Annotated in this window: 17 protein-coding genes and 1 tRNA gene; 8 read left to right on the forward strand and 10 right to left on the reverse strand. The window is 63.0% G+C overall.

Features of this window, described 5'->3' with window-relative positions; all coding sequences use genetic code 11:
* Positions 1 to 264 precede the first annotated feature (264 nt).
* On the forward strand, positions 265 to 3,102 hold the full coding sequence (gene gyrA / locus ACQY4G_RS13070) for a DNA gyrase subunit A (RefSeq protein ID WP_421991466.1): 2,838 nt from the start codon (positions 265 to 267) through the stop codon (positions 3,100 to 3,102).
* Positions 3,099 to 3,941 carry a TauD/TfdA dioxygenase family protein gene (locus ACQY4G_RS13075; protein ID WP_421991468.1) on the forward strand — a complete coding sequence of 281 codons (843 nt, stop codon included), beginning with the start codon at positions 3,099 to 3,101 and terminating at the stop codon, positions 3,939 to 3,941. Before gyrA ends, ACQY4G_RS13075 begins: the two co-directional genes overlap by 4 nt.
* Here the strand turns inward: ACQY4G_RS13075 and ACQY4G_RS13080 are convergent.
* Positions 3,938 to 4,606: a lysoplasmalogenase family protein gene (locus ACQY4G_RS13080; protein ID WP_421991470.1), complete on the reverse strand. Its 669-nt coding sequence runs from the start codon at positions 4,604 to 4,606 to the stop codon at positions 3,938 to 3,940. The genes ACQY4G_RS13075 and ACQY4G_RS13080 overlap by 4 nt on opposite strands.
* Positions 4,607 to 4,659: 53 nt before the next feature.
* Here ACQY4G_RS13080 and trmFO point away from each other — a divergent pair, with 53 nt between their 5' ends.
* Positions 4,660 to 6,027: a methylenetetrahydrofolate--tRNA-(uracil(54)-C(5))-methyltransferase (FADH(2)-oxidizing) TrmFO gene (gene trmFO / locus ACQY4G_RS13085; protein ID WP_421991472.1), complete on the forward strand. Its 1,368-nt coding sequence runs from the start codon at positions 4,660 to 4,662 to the stop codon at positions 6,025 to 6,027.
* Here the strand turns inward: trmFO and ACQY4G_RS13090 are convergent.
* The 5 genes from ACQY4G_RS13090 to ACQY4G_RS13110 all read right to left on the reverse strand — a co-directional run bounded on the left by ACQY4G_RS13090 (position 6,024) and on the right by ACQY4G_RS13110 (position 10,098).
* Positions 6,024 to 6,482, reverse strand: a complete 459-nt coding sequence (locus tag ACQY4G_RS13090) for a hypothetical protein (RefSeq protein ID WP_421991474.1) — start codon at positions 6,480 to 6,482, stop codon at positions 6,024 to 6,026. The genes trmFO and ACQY4G_RS13090 overlap by 4 nt on opposite strands.
* Before the next feature lie 32 nt (positions 6,483 to 6,514).
* The gene (locus tag ACQY4G_RS13095) at positions 6,515 to 7,057 is read right to left on the reverse strand and encodes a hypothetical protein (RefSeq protein WP_421991476.1); all 543 of its coding nucleotides are present in this window, start codon (positions 7,055 to 7,057) and stop codon (positions 6,515 to 6,517) included.
* A gap of 136 nt (positions 7,058 to 7,193) precedes the next feature.
* Complete coding sequence (locus tag ACQY4G_RS13100) at positions 7,194 to 8,594, reverse strand: pyruvate dehydrogenase complex E1 component subunit beta (protein WP_421991478.1); 1,401 nt, start codon at positions 8,592 to 8,594, stop codon at positions 7,194 to 7,196.
* Positions 8,595 to 8,597: 3 nt separating this feature from the next.
* The gene (gene pdhA / locus ACQY4G_RS13105; RefSeq protein WP_421991480.1) at positions 8,598 to 9,674 is read right to left on the reverse strand and encodes a pyruvate dehydrogenase (acetyl-transferring) E1 component subunit alpha; all 1,077 of its coding nucleotides are present in this window, start codon (positions 9,672 to 9,674) and stop codon (positions 8,598 to 8,600) included.
* 127 nt (positions 9,675 to 9,801) lie between these two features.
* Complete coding sequence (locus ACQY4G_RS13110; RefSeq protein WP_234002287.1) at positions 9,802 to 10,098, reverse strand: FtsB family cell division protein; 297 nt, start codon at positions 10,096 to 10,098, stop codon at positions 9,802 to 9,804.
* A gap of 191 nt (positions 10,099 to 10,289) precedes the next feature.
* Here ACQY4G_RS13110 and hppD point away from each other — a divergent pair, with 191 nt between their 5' ends.
* From hppD to ACQY4G_RS13135, 5 genes are read left to right on the forward strand one after another with little or no spacing between them, the layout of a single operon-like run.
* Complete coding sequence (hppD, locus tag ACQY4G_RS13115) at positions 10,290 to 11,411, forward strand: 4-hydroxyphenylpyruvate dioxygenase (RefSeq protein WP_421991482.1); 1,122 nt, start codon at positions 10,290 to 10,292, stop codon at positions 11,409 to 11,411.
* Positions 11,408 to 11,989 (forward strand): VOC family protein, encoded by a 582-nt coding sequence (locus ACQY4G_RS13120; protein WP_421991484.1) that lies wholly within the window; start codon positions 11,408 to 11,410, stop codon positions 11,987 to 11,989. The genes hppD and ACQY4G_RS13120 overlap by 4 nt, the downstream gene beginning before the upstream one ends.
* Positions 11,990 to 12,046: 57 nt before the next feature.
* On the forward strand, positions 12,047 to 12,973 hold the full coding sequence (locus ACQY4G_RS13125; protein WP_421991486.1) for a mechanosensitive ion channel family protein: 927 nt from the start codon (positions 12,047 to 12,049) through the stop codon (positions 12,971 to 12,973).
* Between the two features lie 48 nt (positions 12,974 to 13,021).
* Entirely contained in the window at positions 13,022 to 13,936 is a 915-nt protein-coding gene (locus tag ACQY4G_RS13130; protein WP_421991488.1) for a haloalkane dehalogenase, read from the forward strand.
* Complete coding sequence (locus ACQY4G_RS13135; RefSeq protein ID WP_421991490.1) at positions 13,933 to 15,111, forward strand: MFS transporter; 1,179 nt, start codon at positions 13,933 to 13,935, stop codon at positions 15,109 to 15,111. The genes ACQY4G_RS13130 and ACQY4G_RS13135 overlap by 4 nt, the downstream gene beginning before the upstream one ends.
* Here ACQY4G_RS13135 and ACQY4G_RS13140 read toward each other — a convergent pair.
* The 4 genes from ACQY4G_RS13140 to grxC form a co-directional block, all read right to left on the reverse strand.
* Positions 15,112 to 15,188: transfer RNA gene (locus tag ACQY4G_RS13140), tRNA-Arg, on the reverse strand.
* Between the two features lie 38 nt (positions 15,189 to 15,226).
* Entirely contained in the window at positions 15,227 to 15,688 is a 462-nt protein-coding gene (locus ACQY4G_RS13145; protein ID WP_421991492.1) for a DUF1178 family protein, read from the reverse strand.
* A 9-nt stretch (positions 15,689 to 15,697) separates the two neighbouring features.
* Positions 15,698 to 16,516 (reverse strand): carbon-nitrogen hydrolase family protein, encoded by an 819-nt coding sequence (locus ACQY4G_RS13150; protein WP_421991494.1) that lies wholly within the window; start codon positions 16,514 to 16,516, stop codon positions 15,698 to 15,700.
* Positions 16,517 to 16,780 (reverse strand): glutaredoxin 3, encoded by a 264-nt coding sequence (grxC, locus tag ACQY4G_RS13155; RefSeq protein ID WP_291171164.1) that lies wholly within the window; start codon positions 16,778 to 16,780, stop codon positions 16,517 to 16,519.
* Positions 16,781 to 16,805 lie beyond the last annotated feature (25 nt).

Below are 16,805 nucleotides of genomic sequence, written 5' to 3' on the forward strand. Positions count from 1 at the left end.
CGGCTCCGGTTCGGACTTGTCCGGGCGGCACATGCCGCGTGCGGGCTCTCATTGCAAATTCTTCTAGCGGTACCGGGCTGAACGGCCATTGAATGCCCACCCCGCCCGCGGTTCATGGTTACTATCCGTCGGATGGCTACCCATATGTGGAAAAGCGCGCGATAGAGGGGTTTGGTTCCCGCCCCCGAGTGGCGTTGCCCCCCCCTTTCGCCTAAGCTTCATCCGACCAGAACATAAGCAGTTCGCAATACGGAATTATACGTTTTGTCCGACGATACCGACATCCTGGATACCCCCGCCCCTGGCGGTCACGATTATGCACGCATCGACATCGTCGATGAGATGAAAACAAGCTACCTCGATTACGCGATGAGCGTGATCGTCAGCCGCGCACTGCCCGATGTGCGCGACGGGCTGAAGCCGGTCCACCGCCGCATCCTCTTCGCCAGCCAGGAAGGCGGCTTCGTCGCCGGTCGCCCCTATCGCAAGAGCGCGAAGATCGTCGGCGATGTCATGGGTAACTACCACCCCCACGGCGACGCTGCGATCTACGATGCCCTCGCCCGCATGACGCAGGACTGGTCGCTGCGTGTGCCGCTGATCGACGGTCAGGGGAATTTCGGGTCGATGGACCCCGACCCGCCGGCATCGATGCGCTACACCGAGGCGCGCCTCGCCCGGGTCGCCAATGCCCTGCTCGACGATCTCGACAAGGACACGGTCGACTTCGCCGACAATTACGACGGTTCGCGTCAGGAACCGACCGTGCTGCCAGCCCGCTTCCCCAACCTGCTGGTCAATGGCGCTGGCGGTATCGCGGTCGGCATGGCGACCAATATCCCGCCGCATAATCTCGGCGAAGTGATCGACGGCTGCCTGGCATTTATCGAGAATCCGGCGATCACGTCGGAAGAGCTGTTCGAAATCATCCCGGGGCCCGATTTCCCCACCGCCCCGCTGATCCTCGGCAAGTCGGGTGCGCGCGCTGCCTATACCACGGGCCGCGGCTCCATTCTCATGCGCGCCCGTCACGAGGTCGAAACCAAAGGCAATCGCCAGTCGATCGTACTCACTTCGATCCCCTTCCAGGTCGGCAAGAGCGGCCTGGTCGAGAAGATCGCCGAAGCGGCGAAGGAGAAGCGGATCGAGGGCATTTCCGACATCCGCGACGAATCTTCGCGCGAGGGGGTGCGCGTTGTTGTCGACCTCAAGCGCGATGCCTCTCCCGAAGTCGTGCTGAATCAGATCTGGCGGTACTCGCCGGCGCAGGCGAGCTTCCCGGCCAATATGCTGGCGATCCGCGGCGGACGGCCCGAAGTGCTCACCCTGCGCGATTTCGTGCAGGCCTTCATCGGCTTCCGCGAGGAGGTCATCACCCGCCGCACCAAGTTCGAATTGAACAAGGCGCGCGAGCGGGCGCATATCTTGCTCGGTCTCGTGGTCGCGGTCTCGAACCTCGACGAGGTTGTGGCGATGATCCGCGGCTCGTCCAATCCGGCCGACGCGCGCGCCAAGCTGCTTGCCAAGGAATGGCCGATCGGCGACATCGCGCAATATATCGCGCTGGTCGAGGCGATCGAGCCGACCGACGAACAGGCCGGCGGAACCTATCGCCTGTCGGAACGACAGGTGAAGGCCATCCTCGACCTCCGTCTCCATCGTCTCACCGCGCTCGGCCGCGACGAGATCGGCGACGAACTCAAGGAGCTCAGCCTCGCAATCGAGGAATATCTTTCGATCCTCGCCGATCGTGTGAAGCTCTATGGGGTGTTGCGCGAAGAGCTCGAAGAGATTCGCAACACCTACGCCACCCCGCGCATCACAGAGATCGCCCCGGCATGGGACGGGATCGAGGACGAGGACCTGATCGAGCGCGAGGCGATGGTCGTCACCGTGACCCATGGCGGCTACATCAAGCGCACCCCGCTCGACGCCTTCCGCGCGCAGGCACGCGGCGGCAAGGGCCGCAGCGGCATGGCCACCAAGGAAGAAGACGCCGTGGTCGAGATGTTCGTCACCTCGACGCACAATCCCGTGCTGTTTTTCACCAATACCGGCCGCGTCTACCGCTTGAAGGTGTGGAAGCTGCCCGAAGGTGGCCCGCAGACCAAGGGCCGGCCGATGGTCAATCTGCTGCCGCTGGGCGACGATGAACGCGTAACCAATGTCCTGCCCCTTCCCGAGGACGAAGGCGAGTGGTCCAACCTCAATATCGTCTTCGCGACCGAGCAGGGCATGGTGCGCCGCAATTCGATGGATGCGTTCACCAATGTTCCCAGCAACGGCAAATATGCGATGGGCTTCGTCGAAGGTAGCGGCGACCGGCTTATCGGTGTGCGCCTGCTGACGGAGGACCAGGAGATTTTCCTTGCGTCCGACGCCGGCAAGGCAATCCGCTTCTCCGCCACCGACGCTCGCGAAACCAAGAGCCGCACCGGCATTGGCGTGCGCGGCATGAAACTAAAGGACGGCGAGCAGGTCGTCTCCATGGCAGTGCTCGATGCCGGTGAACGCGATACCGAAGTGCGCGATGCCTATCTGCGCGCAGCTGAGTGGAAAAACAACGATAACGAGCCGACGCTCGACCCCGCAAAGGTCGCTGAAATGGCCGAGGCGGAGGAGTTCATTCTCACGCTCACCGCGAATGGGTACGGCAAGATTTCCTCGGCCTACGAATACCGTACCACCGGACGCGGCGGCCAGGGCCTGACCAATATCGGCGAACCGTCGAGTAATCCCGAACGCAACGGTCATGTGGTCGCCAGCTTCCCGGTCCGGCATGGGATGCAGCTGATGCTCGTGACGGACCAGGCCAAGCTCATCCGTTTGCCGCTCGCCTTCCGCCATCTAATCGAAGGCGGTTTCGAGAGCCACGAGGGTTTTGCGATCTCCGGCCGCACTTCCTCGGGCGTGCGCATATTCAATGTCGCCAAGGGCGAGCAGATCGTCAAAGCGGCGCGAATCGACGAGACAGAAGAACCGGAAAACGAAGCCGAAGCCGCGGTGGCCGAAGAGATCGCCGAACGGGGCGGGCTCGACAGAACCGAGCCCTATACGACCAAGCATTCTGACCGGAACATCGATGGGGAAGCCGGCGGATGAACCTGCTGGTCGAGCCCAGTGGCGAGGCGTGCGGCGCACGCGTCACCGGGCTCGACCTGTCGCGACCGATAACGGATGAACTGGCGGCGGAAATTCGTTCGATCTGGCTCGAACACAAGGTGCTCGCCTTTCCGGGACAGCCCATGGACGATGACGCGCTCGAAGCCTTCACCCAGGCGATGGGCGGGTTCGGCCACGATCCCTTCTTCGCACCGATCGAGGGGCGCGAGCATGTCGCCGCGATCCTGCGCGAAGCGGACGAGCAAAGTCCGCTCTTCGCGGAAAACTGGCACAGCGACTGGAGCTTTCTGGAGCGTCCGCCTGCCGGAACCTGTCTGCTGGCGATCGACATACCGCCATCCGGCGGCGACACGCTGTTCGCGGATCAAGCCGCCGCCTTCGCCGCGCTGCCTGAAGCAAGACAAGACTATCTGCGTACGCTGACGGCCATCCATAGTGCCAAGCTCGCCTACGCACCCGAAGGCACCTATGGCGAACGCGACGTGGGTCGGTCCATGGCGATCAAGACCGATGACAGCGCGCGAGCCACGCAACCCCACCCACTTGTCCAGCGCCATCCCGAAACCGGTGTCGAATGCCTCTATTCGACGCTCGGCTACATCGTCGGCATCGAGGGCATGGCGCAGGCCGAAGCATTCGCCTTGCTATCCGAACTCGCGCAGTGGCAGGTGCGCGACGAGTTCGTCTATCGACACAAGTGGGAGCCCGACATGCTGGTGATATGGGACAATCGTTCGGTCTTGCACAAGGCAACCGGTGGGTACGAGGCGCATCGCAGGGAACTGCACCGGACCACCATCGCTGCCTGGCAGGGCTAAGCAGGTATCCGGTTCCTGTCCATGCGGAGCGTCTGTACGACGCCGACCGCAATCAGGAACTGCCCCCCAAAATAGAGAGGCCAGATCAGCCAGCCCGTGATCGCTTTGGGCAGAGCCGTCGCTTCGCGGGCGAAAATCAGAAGGTCGCTGACCACGAACAATACCGCGCCCACTCCTACTTGATATCGCGGGAAACGGCTGGTCCATGCCGCCGCCGCCATGGCTCCGACAAGGCCCGAATAGGCAGTCGCAAGGAGCCAGTTGTCCAGCGGATAGGTCATCAGTCCCGCGATCAAGGGGGTGAGGAGCAGTAGGCACAGCGCCGTCATCGTCTGGCTGCCGCTGGCCCGCGAGCGCCGATTGCGCAGATAGAGAGCTATCGCGACGAGGTGGCCCAGCGCGAAGAATGCCCCTCCGATCAGGAAACTGACTTCGAGTGCGACATCGCCGAGCGCCCCGAAGGTCAGGACGCCTGCAATCAGAAGCCCATCGAGCCCATGTCCACGAAACGCCGCGTAAATAGCGAGGAAGGCCACGCCCGCCCCCTTCCACAGCATCAGCCAGACGCCTCCGATGGGATCGTCGGAGACGAAGAAATAGCTGACGCCCGCGACGAGGCTGGCAAGCAGCCAGGGGCGATGTTTGGCAAGGGCAGCGTGCGGCATGATCTCTCGCTAGGCCTTGTCGAATGGCCCATGCAAGCATTAGGGCGCGCGCGATGACCCATGATATCCACATAATCGGCGGCGGGCTGGCTGGCAGCGAGGCGGCGTGGCAACTCGCCCGGCGCGGGTTTACGGTACGCCTCTCCGAAATGCGCGGCAGCGGTGAGATGACCCCTGCCCATCAGACCGACGGGCTGGCCGAGCTCGTCTGCTCCAACAGCTTCCGTTCCGACGATGACACCAAGAACGCCGTCGGCCTGCTGCATCACGAGATGCGGCGGCTGGACAGCATCGTCATGCGCGCCGGCGAAGTCGCACGCGTACCCGCCGGTTCAGCGATGGCGGTCGATCGTGACGTCTTCTCCGCCGAGGTCCAGCGGACGCTGGAAGAGCATCCCAATGTGACGGTGGTACGTGAGCGGGTCGATGCGCTGCCCACCGACGGCCCCGCCATCGTTGCAACCGGTCCGCTGACCGCTCAGGCGCTGGCCGAAAGCATCGTCGGCGCCACGGGTCAGGACCGCCTCGCATTCTTCGACGCGATTGCGCCGATCGTCCATCGCGACAGCATCGACATGAGCAAGTGCTGGATTCAGTCGCGCTGGAACAAGCGGACCGAAGCCAGCAACGAGGACGGCGATTACATCAACTGCCCGATGACCAGGGAGCAATACCTCGCCTTCCACCAAGGGCTGATCGACGGCGAGAAGACCGAGTTCAAGGAATGGGAGGCGGAGACCCCCTATTTCGATGGCTGCATGCCGATCGAGGTGATGGCGGCGCGCGGGGTCGAAACGCTACGCTACGGTCCGATGAAGGGCGTGGGGCTCGACAATCCCTACGACACAACCGATGAGCATCCGCAGGGCCGCTGGCCCTATGCCGTGGTCCAGCTGCGCCAGGACAACAAGCTCGGCACGCTGTGGAACATGGTCGGCTTTCAGACCAAATTGAAATATGGTGCGCAGGTCGAGCTGTTCCGGACGATTCCCGGGCTGGAAAATGCCGAATTCGCGCGGCTCGGCGGGCTGCATCGCAATACGTTCCTCAATTCTCCGCTCGTGCTCGATCGCCAGCTCCGCCTGCGTGGGTCGGAGCATATCCGCTTCGCCGGCCAGATCACCGGCTGCGAGGGCTATGTCGAAAGCTCGGCGGTCGGACTGATGGCCGGTCTCATGGCCGCTGCCGAACTGTCGGGCCGTGACTGGGCCGCACCACCGCGCACGACCGCATTCGGTGCGCTGCTGGCGCACATCACCGGCGATGCCCAAGCAGACACCTTCCAGCCCATGAACGTCAACTTCGGCCTCTTCCCGCCGCTGCACGATGTAAGCAAGAAGGTTCGCAAGGAAGCCTATACGACCCGCGCCAAGTCGGATTTCGGCGAATGGCTGACGGGAATGGAGGCAGTGCCCGCCTAGCAGGCGCAGCGCAGCGTTTTCTTTGGCTTGGGCGCGGTGGTCGCGAATTCGCCAGGGGTAAGCTGGTTGTCGCCATCCGCATCGGCCCCTTCGAATTTCTCGACCGTGGCCACGGCCCATTCCTCGAAATCGAGGAGGTTGTTGCCGTCCCTGTCGAGCTTTCGGAACCCGGCAGTCCGGCTGGAAAGCATCTCGGTGCGCGTGATACGCCAGTCGCGGTTGCGATCGTAGCGGAAAAAGCGGCGCTGTTCCTTGGTCAATTCGGATGCGGTCGGCGGCTCGGGGCCGACCATGTCGCCCGGATCGGAAGCTGGAATCTCGGGCAAAGGTTCGCTGGTCTCGACGGGTTGGGGAGGCGGCGCGCCGCGCTCGATCGCGGCCCTGCCCTGCCACCAGAAGGCCCCCAGCCCGACCAGCGCAAGCGTCACCAATGCTCCGAGCACGATCCGGTTCAACGGACAAACCCCTGTAGCCCCAAGCGCTTAACCTAGCGTCCGAACAGTCCCAACCGCAAGGCCACAAGTGGGCTGAATCGGTCGCCGAGCATTTCGCGCCCGCCCGAACGTAGAGAGCGACGCGCCAATCCGCCGATCATGGCCAGCGGGCGTAATTCGCCGGGCAGCGCCAATCGCTGCTCCGCGAGTCGGATCCCGTGATCGAGCGCGGCGTCCCGTTCTGTTTCGTCCTGTGCGCGAATGGCCAAGTCGGCGAATGCCCACAGCTTACCGGCGCGCTGGGCCTCTGGTCGGTATGCTGACTGTCCCGCTCGTTCGGCCAGACCCGTCGCGAGTGCCGCGCGGCCATCGACGAACCGGGCCATCGCAGCATCCTCCAGCGGCCGCGGCGAAAGCAGGGCTTCCCAACCGTCGACCAGCGCCAGCAACGCAGGCTCGCCGCCCTCCCAGGCCTGGCCGAGCAGGTCGAGCAGGACATCTCCACGTGGCCGCTGCGAAACAGTCTTGCCAAGCTGGTCGCGCCACCATGCCAAGCGCATCTGGCCGAGCAAGGGTTCGCTGGCACCAAGCACCATGCGCCCGATTCGCCCGTCGAGCGCAAGCGCGCCGAGCCAGAGATCCGGGTTGGGCCGCGCGCTGGCGAAAGCGACGCGCGCTACCTCCGGACATTCGTCCAGCAGGTTGCCGGCGCCCGCCCCGCTTCCTTGCGCGTCAGTCGCGATAGCAGACCTTTTTCGCAGCCTTGACGATGCGCGGCGTGTCGATCAGCGCGAGCTTTTCGAGATTGGCGGCATAGGGCAGCGGCACGTCCTCGTCGGTCACCCGCAGAACCGGTGCATCGAGATGGTCGAAGCCATCCTCCATGCAGATCGCGATGACTTCCGAGGCGATCGAGCAGGTCGGCCAGCCTTCCTCCGCAATCACCAGTCGATTGGTCTTGGCGAGCGAGGTCAGGATCGCTTCCTTGTCAAGCGGGCGCAGCGTGCGCAGATCGATCACCTCGGCATCGATGCCCTCGTCTGCCAATTCCTCAGCCGCTTCCAGAGCCAGGCCGACGGCGATCGAATAGGCCACGATGGTTACATCCGAGCCTTCGCGCATGATCCGGGCCTTGCCGATCGGCAAGACGTAATCATCCATGTCGGGGACATCGAAGCTGCGCCCGTAGACCAGCTCGTTCTCAAGAAAAACCACCGGGTCCTCGCAGCGGATCGCGGCCTTCATCAGGCCCTTGGCATCGGCCGCGTCATAGGGGGCGATCACGATCAGGCCGGGCACGCTGGCATACCACGGGCCGTAGTTCTGGCTGTGCTGCGCGCCGACCCGGCTCGCTGCGCCATTGGGTCCGCGGAAGACCACCGGGCAGCGCATCTGGCCACCCGACATGTAATTGGTCTTGGCCGCCGAATTGATGATGTGGTCGATCGCCTGCATGGCGAAGTTGAAGGTCATGAACTCGACGATCGGGCGCAGGCCGCCCATCGCCGCACCCGTGCCGATTCCGGCAAAGCCGTATTCAGTGATCGGCGTATCGATGACGCGCTTGGCACCGAATTCGTCGAGCAGGCCCTGCGTGACCTTGTAGGCGCCCTGGTACTCGGCGACTTCCTCACCCATGACGAATACGCGTTCGTCCTTGCGCATCTCTTCGGCCATGCCGTCGCGAAGGGCTTCGCGGACCGTGGTCGAGATGAAGTCCGTGCCTTCCGGAACGTCCGGGTCCTTCACGTCAGCTTTGCGTGCAGGCTTGGCGATATCCGCTTCGCTGCCCTCGCCCGAGTTGTCGGGTCGGCCAACGTTTTTGCCTTCACCGGGAACGTCTTCGACCGGTTCGCTTGCGGCCGGCGCTTCCACATCGGACGCGTCTTCGCCCTCGCCCGCCAGCATGGCGATGACCGTGCCGACCTTCACGCCTTCGGTGCCTTCCTCCACCAAAATCTTGCCGAGCGTGCCTTCGTCGACCGCTTCGAATTCCATCGTTGCCTTGTCCGTCTCGATCTCGGCGATAATGTCGCCGGCGACGATCTCGTCACCTTCGGATTTCAGCCACTTGGCAAGCGTGCCTTCCTCCATGGTGGGCGACAGCGCGGGCATCTTGAGTTCGATAGCCATGGCTCAATACTCCCCCACCAGAACATCGGTGTAGAGTTCGGATGCCTGCGGCTCGGGGGAATTCTCGGCGAAGTCGGCGGCCTCGGTCACCATCTTGCGGATATCCTTGTCGATGGCCTTGAGCTCGTCTTCGCTCGAACCCTTTTCGATCAACACTTTCTTGAGCCCTTCGATCGGGTCCTTGTGCTCGCGCACGTCCTGCACCTCTTCGCGCGTCCGGTACTTCGCGGGATCGGACATGGAGTGGCCGCGATAGCGATAGGTGTTGCATTCCATCAGTACCGGCCCCTTACCCTCGCGCACGTGCTTGAACGCGATTTCAGCAGCCTGCCGCACTTCGAGCACGTCCATGCCGTTCACATCCATGCCGGGGATGCGGAAGGCTGTACCGCGGCGGTGGAACTCGGTTTCCGCGCTGGAACGGGCGGTGCTGGTGCCCATGGCGTACTGGTTGTTCTCCACCACGAAAACGATCGGCAGCTTCCACAAGGCGGCCATGTTCATCGTTTCGTAGACCTGGCCCTGATTGGCCGCACCGTCCCCAAAATAGGCGAGGCACAGCCCGCCATCCTCGTTGTACTGGTGGGCCAGCGCGAGCCCGCCGCCAAGCGCCACCTGCGCGCCGACGATGCCGTGGCCGCCGTAGAATTTGTGCTCGGTCGAGAACATGTGCATCGACCCGCCCTTGCCCTTCGAAATGCCGGCTTCGCGGCCGGTCAGCTCGGCCATGATGACCTTGGGATCGATGCCATAAGCAAGCATGTGGCCATGGTCCCGATAGCCGGTGATGACACTGTCCTTGTCACCGTCGAGCGCCGATTGCAGGCCGATCGCGACCGCTTCCTGGCCGATGTAGAGGTGGCAGAAGCCACCGATCAGGCCAAGGCCGTAGAGCTGGCCGGCACGCTCTTCGAAGCGGCGGATGAGCAGCATCTGCTCGTAGAAATGGAGCATCTGCTCCTTGGTCGCATCGTAACGCCTATCCTTCTCCAGCGCGTCTTGCAGCGAGTGGAGAACGAAGTCGGTATCCTCTGCAGGCGACTTCGCGGGCTTCTTCTTGCTCCGGGGGGCTTTGGCCAAGACTTCTGTCCTTGTTCTTCCGGGGAGGAATATCGGTTGCGCCTATAGGCACAGGCGCGGGCCACGCGCAACGGCAGAGCGCGTGTGCATACGAAAACCCTTACGGAAAGCGAAGGTTGCGCCCGCTTCAGTCCTCGAGCTTTATGACCACTTCGTCTGGATGGACGACATTGAGTTGCTTGCGCAGCAATTCGCCGACCATGTCGGGATCGGCCGCATCGGGATTGAGCAGTGCCACGCGGTTGGCGAGTGCCTTGCGCTCAGCCTCGAGCTCGGCGAGCTGGGCCTCACGCTGGTCGAGCAAGCGCAGATTCTCGCTCCATGCGAGAAGGCCAGAGGGACCGGCAATGGCAAACCCGCCCATGACGAGCAGCACCGCCAGCGCCGCATGCTGGGTGGCCTTCCCCTTCTGAATCGCAGCCATGGAACCCAATCGCCTCATGGCGGCACAGAATCACAGTTAAACCACTCGCGCAAGCCAATTCTCGTTCGCTCGAACGGCTCGTCTCACGCGCGGAACATCGCATGGTATCGACCCGTTGGTTCCTTGACAGGGCGCCGGTTGAGGCGTAACTAGTTTCCATTGAAACCAAACCGCAGTTCCAGAGGATTGAAATGCCTGATCTCTTCGAAAACCCCATCGGCCTCGACGGCTTCGAATTCGTCGAATTCTGCGCACCGGAAAAGGGCGTCATCGAGCCGGTTTTCGAAGCTATGGGCTTCACCCATGTCGCCACGCACCGCTCGAAGGACGTGCATCTGTGGCGTCAGGGTCAGATCAATCTTGTCCTTAATTACGAACCCAAGAGCGCGGCATGGTTCTTCGCGCGCGAACACGGTCCTTCGGCCTGCGGCATGGGTTTCCGCGTCCGCGACGCCAAGAAAGCCTACGACGAACTGCTCGAGCGCGGCGCAGAGCCGGTGGCGGTGGAGACCGGCCCGATGGAACTGCGCATCCCCGCCATCCGCGGTATCGGCGGCGCGATCGTCTACCTGATCGATCGCTATGCAGACGATGAAGGCGAAGGCCTGTCGATCTACGACATCGATTTCGAATATCTCGACGGCGTAGAAAAGTGGCCCGAGGGTGCGGGCTTCAACGTGATCGATCACCTGACGCACAACGTCTACAACGGTCGCATGAAATACTGGGCCGACTATTACGAAACGCTCTTCAATTTCCGCGAAATCCGCTTCTTCGACATCAAGGGCGAGTACACCGGCCTGACATCCAAGGCGCTGACCGCGCCCGACGGCAAGATCCGCATCCCGCTCAACGAGGAAGGCGAAGGCGGCAAGGGCCAGATCGAAGAGTTCCTGCGCGAATTCAACGGTGAAGGCATCCAGCACATCGCGCTGATCTGCGACGATCTTGTCAAGTGCTGGGACAACCTCAAGGAACTGGGCGTGCCCTTCATGACCGCCCCGCCCGAAACCTATTACGAGATGCTGTCTGAACGCCTGCCCGGCCATGGCGAGAACGTCGACGAACTCAAGATGCGCGGCATCTTGCTCGATGGTACGACCGAAGGCGGGCAGCCGCGCCTGCTACTACAGATTTTCGCCGAGGCGCAGGTCGGTCCGGTGTTCTTCGAATTCATCCAGCGCAAGGGTGACGAAGGCTTCGGCGAAGGCAACTTCAAGGCGCTGTTCGAAAGCATGGAGCGCGACCAGGTTCGCCGCGGCGTGCTCAATGTCGAGGACGCGGAAACGGTCGAATCGGAGCCTGCCGAATGAGCGACGTTGCCGACCATCCCGTAAAGCTGGGCGGGGTCCACCACGCCGCCTACCGCTGCAAGGACGCGAAAGAGACCGTCGAGTGGTACGGCAAGGTGCTGGGAATGGACTACACCACCGCCTTTGCCGAAGACCACGTGCCCTCGACCGGGGAATACGATCCCTACATGCATGTCTTCCTCGACGCGGGTAACGGCAATATCCTTGCCTTCTTCGAGCTGCCCAACCAGAAGGATATGGGCCGCGACGAGAACACGCCCGCCTGGGTCCAGCATCTGGCCTTTCGCGTCGCAAGCGAGGAAGACCTCATCGCCGCGAAGGAGCATATCGAGAGCCTCGGCATCGACGTCCTCGGCCCAACGCATCACGGCATTTTCAAGTCGATCTACTTCTTCGATCCCAACGGCCACCGCGTCGAACTGACGGCCGACATCGGAACCGACGAGCAATATGCCGAACTGAAACGCGTCGCGCCGCTGATGCTCGACGAATGGAGCGAGACCAAGAAAGCGCCGCGCCATGCCGATTGGTTGCATGAGATCGCGCGCAAGGAACACGCCGAAAAGGTAAAGGGTTAATTACGCCGGAACCCGGCTCCGCCTGTCCCGTTGAGATCGGAACAAGCGGGGAGTTTCATGCAAGCAACGCAAACCACGCCGGCCGGCGAAACCTACGACCAGACGGTCAACACATTCTCGACATTGCAGGACCAGCTGGTCGACATGGCCGAAGGGCTCGTACGCGCGGTTCCCGGCATGGTGATCGCGCTGCTCGTCCTGCTGCTGACCTGGATCGTGGCCAAATTCGCCGTCCGGATCGCGGACCGGCTCATCGGCAGCTCGGAAATCCGCCCCAGCCTCAAGCAATTGATCGACACTATCGTGCGCCTGGCGATCTGGATCATCGGGCTGATGGTCGCGCTGATCGTGGTGATGCCGGGCATGACGCCCGCGAGCCTGCTTGCTGGTCTCGGCATCGGCGCGGTGGCGATCGGCTTCGCCTTCCAGGACATCTTCGAAAACTTCCTCGCCGGCGTGCTCATAATGGTGCGCGAGAAGATGCGCATCGGCGACGTGATCGAGTGCGAGGGCATCACCGGCAAGGTCGAACACATCACTTTGCGCGAAACGCATGTCCGCAAGCTGTCGGGCGAGCTGACCGTCGTGCCCAACTCGATCCTGTTCAAGAACCCGGTCGAGATATTCACCGACGAAGAGCAAAGGCGCCACGAAGTGGTGGTTGGCGTCTCCTACGACACGCAACTCGATCATGCGGCCGACGTCATCCGCCGCGCGGTGGAGGACATCGACGATGTGCTGGCGAGCAAGGGCATCGATATCTTCGCGCAGGAATTCAATTCCAGCTCGGTCGATTTCCTCGTGCGCTGGTGGGCGGGTTCGACCCCGCGCGACGGCTGGGAGAGCAAGGACAAGGTGGTTCGCGCGATCAAGGCCGCGCTGGACGAAGCCGGAATCGAAATTCCCTTCCCCTATGTCACCCACACCTTCAAGGAGACCGTCCCGGTCAGCCAATTGGGTGACACCAGTCGCAAGACCCCTTAAGGTTTCGAATCGAGACCGGGTTTTTCGGTCTCCTGGGAGGAGAGACCGATGCAGATCCTGCGCACACCCGCCGAACGCTTTGCCGATATTCCCGACTATCCCTTTGCCGAGAACTGGTTCGAGGTCGATCTCGGCGACGGGCTGACGGCGCGGCAGCATTATGTGGACGAGGGCGCGAAGGATGCCCCGCCGGTGCTGCTGTTCCACGGCGAACCCAGCTGGTCCTTTCTCTATCGCAAGATGATCCCGATCCTCGCCGATGCCGGTTTCCGCGTCCTCGCGCCCGATCTCATCGGGTTCGGCAAAAGCGATAAGCCGGACGACATTGCGTTCTACACCTATGCTCGCCACGTCGACTGGCTCAAGCAGTGGCGCGCGGCAGTCGAACCGCGGCCCGCCGCATTGTTCTGTCAGGACTGGGGCGGATTGCTTGGGCTGCGCATGGTCGCCCACGATCCGAATCTCTTCGCCTGCGTCGTTGCCAGCAACACTTTCCTGCCTGCGGGCGGGACGCCGAGCCAGGCGTTCCTCGCCTGGCGCGAATTTGCCAAGAGCTCGCCAGATTTCCACATCGGGCCGCTGCTCGATCGCGCCACGGCAACGCCCCGCAGCGAAGCCGAAATCGCCGCTTATGATGCGCCCTTCCCCGATGAACCCTCGAAGGCCGGAGCACGCGCCTTCCCCGCGCTCGTTCCGGTCGAGGATGGCATGCCCGGGGTCGAGGACAACAAGCGGGCCTGGCCAGCGCTGGCCGCTTACGACAAACCCTTTCTGACCCTGTTCGGCGAAGACGATCCGATCACCAAGGGCAGCGAGAAACTCTTGATCGAGCGGATCGCCGGAGCGCAAGGCCAGCCCCATCGCACGCTCCCGACATGCGGGCACTTCTGTCAGGAAGACCAGCCAGAAGCGCTTGCCCAGGGCGTCATCGAGATGGCGGGCAAGGCAGGCCATCTGGCTTGAACCACCCCGCGCGACTGACCGAAGCGCAGGAGACATCGCTCGCCATCGCAGCCGCGGTGGTGACGGCCAATGCCTATTACATCCATCCGATCATCGGCGAAGTTGCCGGCCATTTCGGCGTGAGCCATGCGCGCATCGGGCTCGTGCCCGCGCTCAACCAGCTCGCGCTGGCGGTCGGCATCTTCATGCTGCTGCCACTGGGCGACCGGATTTCCAACCGCCGGCTAACGATCGCCTTCGCCACCGGTCAGACCGCCTCGCTGGCTATCATGACGCTGGCACAGGGCTTCACCCTGTTCGTGATTAGCTCCACCCTGCTCGGCTACTTCACCATCGCGCCCTATCTCCTGCCCGCCTACGCCTCAAAACGCGTCGCGCCGGAACGGCTCGGCCAAGTCACGGCCAAACTCGCCGCCGGCGTCATTCTCGGCATTCTGATTGCGCGGGTTGGCGCCGGTGTCGTCGCGGAATATTATGGTTGGCGCGCCGTATACTGGATCGCGACAGCGCTGATGCTGTCCGTCACCCTCGCCCTCCCCCGCCTGATGGAGGGCGGCGAACGATCGGCCGGCGACCGGCAATCCTACGGCAGCCTGCTTCTTTCGGTCTTTCCGCTGGTCACCCGCAACCGCGAGATCCTGCTGTCGGGCGCCATCCAGGGGCTGAATTTCGCGCAATTCATCGCGGTCTGGCTCGGACTCGCGCTCTACCTGACCTCGCCGAAGATGGGCTACGGTACGGATACGGTGGGCTATCTGGCGGGTCTCGCCGCAGTCAGCATCGTGTCGACCCCGCGACTGGGGCGATGGGCGGACCATATCGGCCCGCGAAAGGCCCGCACCATTTTTGCGGTCGTACAACTCATCGGCATCCTCCTCTTATGGCCGCTGGGAGGGTCGCTATGGGGCCTGCTCGTGCCGCTGTTCATCGCCAACCTCGTCGGGCCGGGCGTCGACGTCACGGGACGGATGACCTTCCTCGCGCTCGATCCCGCGATCAGGACGCGCCTGACCACGGTCTATGTCGTCATCATGTTCATTGGCGGCGGGCTCGGCAGCTGGGCCGGCACCGCCGCCTACGATGCCTTCGGCTGGGCCGGCACCTGCATCCTGCTGGGAGCGTGCTCGCTGGTGCTCAGCGGCCTTGCCATGGTGGGGCGTCACTATGGAAGGTAATGGTGCGCCCGACAGGATTCGAACCTGTGGCCCCCAGATTAGGAATCTGATGCTCTATCCTACTGAGCTACGGGCGCTTCCCGCCCCCGTATAGCGCTTCGAAAACGCGTGGCAATCAGTTGAGTTCTTCCGGCGGGGCGACGGGCACCAGAAGCGGAGCCACCGCGATCCCTTCGGCCACCATGTCCTCGGCCTCGTCACGCGTGGCGCGGCCATGGATCGGGGCTTCGTCGGCCTCGCCATAGTGCATTTCACGCGCCTTCTCCGCGAATTTGTCACCGACCCACGTACTGCTTTCCAGCGCCTTGGCCTGCGCTTTTGCAAGCGTTTCGAGCGCCTGTTTGACCGCGGCAGGCATTTCGCCCGTGGCCATCTGCGTGGTTTTGGTGCGATCGGCCGTGCGGGCATTGCCCTTCGCCGGGACCGAAGGAGCCATAGGCGCCTTACCGATTTGCGCGCAGCCGCATTGCGGGCACGACAACAAGCCGGCGGCCTTCTGTTCGGAGAAATCGTCCGAAGAACCGAACCAACCCTCGAACTGGTGGCCTTCGCTGCAGGAGAGGTCGAATACGATCATTGCTGCGGCCTATTTGGGGATTTCGCACCGGTTGGCAAGGCTCGGAACCTGTGCCCGCACCTCGGCGATGCGGGCGAGGTCGATATCGGCAAAGCCCAATCCCGGTTTCTCGCCACCCATGTCGAGCGACACTTCGCCCCAAGGATCGATCACCAGGCTGTGGCCATAGGTCCGCCGCCCGTCGGCATGTTCGCCGACCTGTGCCGCGGCCACCACGAAAGCGCTCGCCTCGATCGCGCGGGCGCGCTGGAGTACGTGCCAGTGTGCCTTGCCCGTGGGCACGGTGAAGGCTGCGGGAATCGCAATAGAATCGCACCGGGCCCGGCCAAGCGCCTCGAACAGCGCCGGGAAGCGAATGTCATAGCAGACTGTGAGCCCAAGCTTGCCGACAGGCGTGTCGTCGACCGTGACGACATGCGCGCCGGACTTGTAAGCATTCGATTCGCGCCAGCTCTCGCCGCTGGCGAGGTCGACATCGAACATGTGTATTTTGTCGTAACGCGCGGCAATCTGTCCTAGCGGATCGATCACGAAAGCCCGATTGGCCCAGCGTGTTCCTTCGCTTTCCACGGCAAGCGAACCAAGCGAAACCCAGATCCCCGCCTTGTGCGCGGCATTGCGGACCCTTGTCAGCGCAGCAGTATCCTCTTCGCGCTGGATCGAAGGCGCAGCGCGCTTGCGATCGCGGTCGAGCAGGCCCGACATCTCCGGCGTGAACAGCATTTCGGCACCCTCGCCCGCAGCGCGCTCGACCGCTCCGGCAAGCACGTCGGCATTCGCCTCAGGATCGATGCCCGAGGTCATCTGGAGGACCGCGATTTTCGGCATTCAGCCGGTCAGCAGCGTGTCGAGCTTGCCCGCACGCTCAAGCGCGGCGAGCTCATCCGACCCGCCGACATGCGTTTCACCGATGAATATCTGCGGTACGGTCATCGCATTGGGCGCGCGCTGGAGCATTTCCTCGCGCTTCGGGCCACCCATGGTGATATCGTGTTCGGCATAGTCCACGCCTTTCTCATCGAGCAGGCGTTTGGCGCGGAAACAGTATCCGCAGCCGAATTTGGTATAGATGTCGACCTGGGGCTGGCTCATCGAAACTCCCTTGTTTTCAGCGATC

This window comes from Qipengyuania sp., from assembly GCF_965277845.1.
Taxonomy (GTDB): domain Bacteria; phylum Pseudomonadota; class Alphaproteobacteria; order Sphingomonadales; family Sphingomonadaceae; genus Qipengyuania.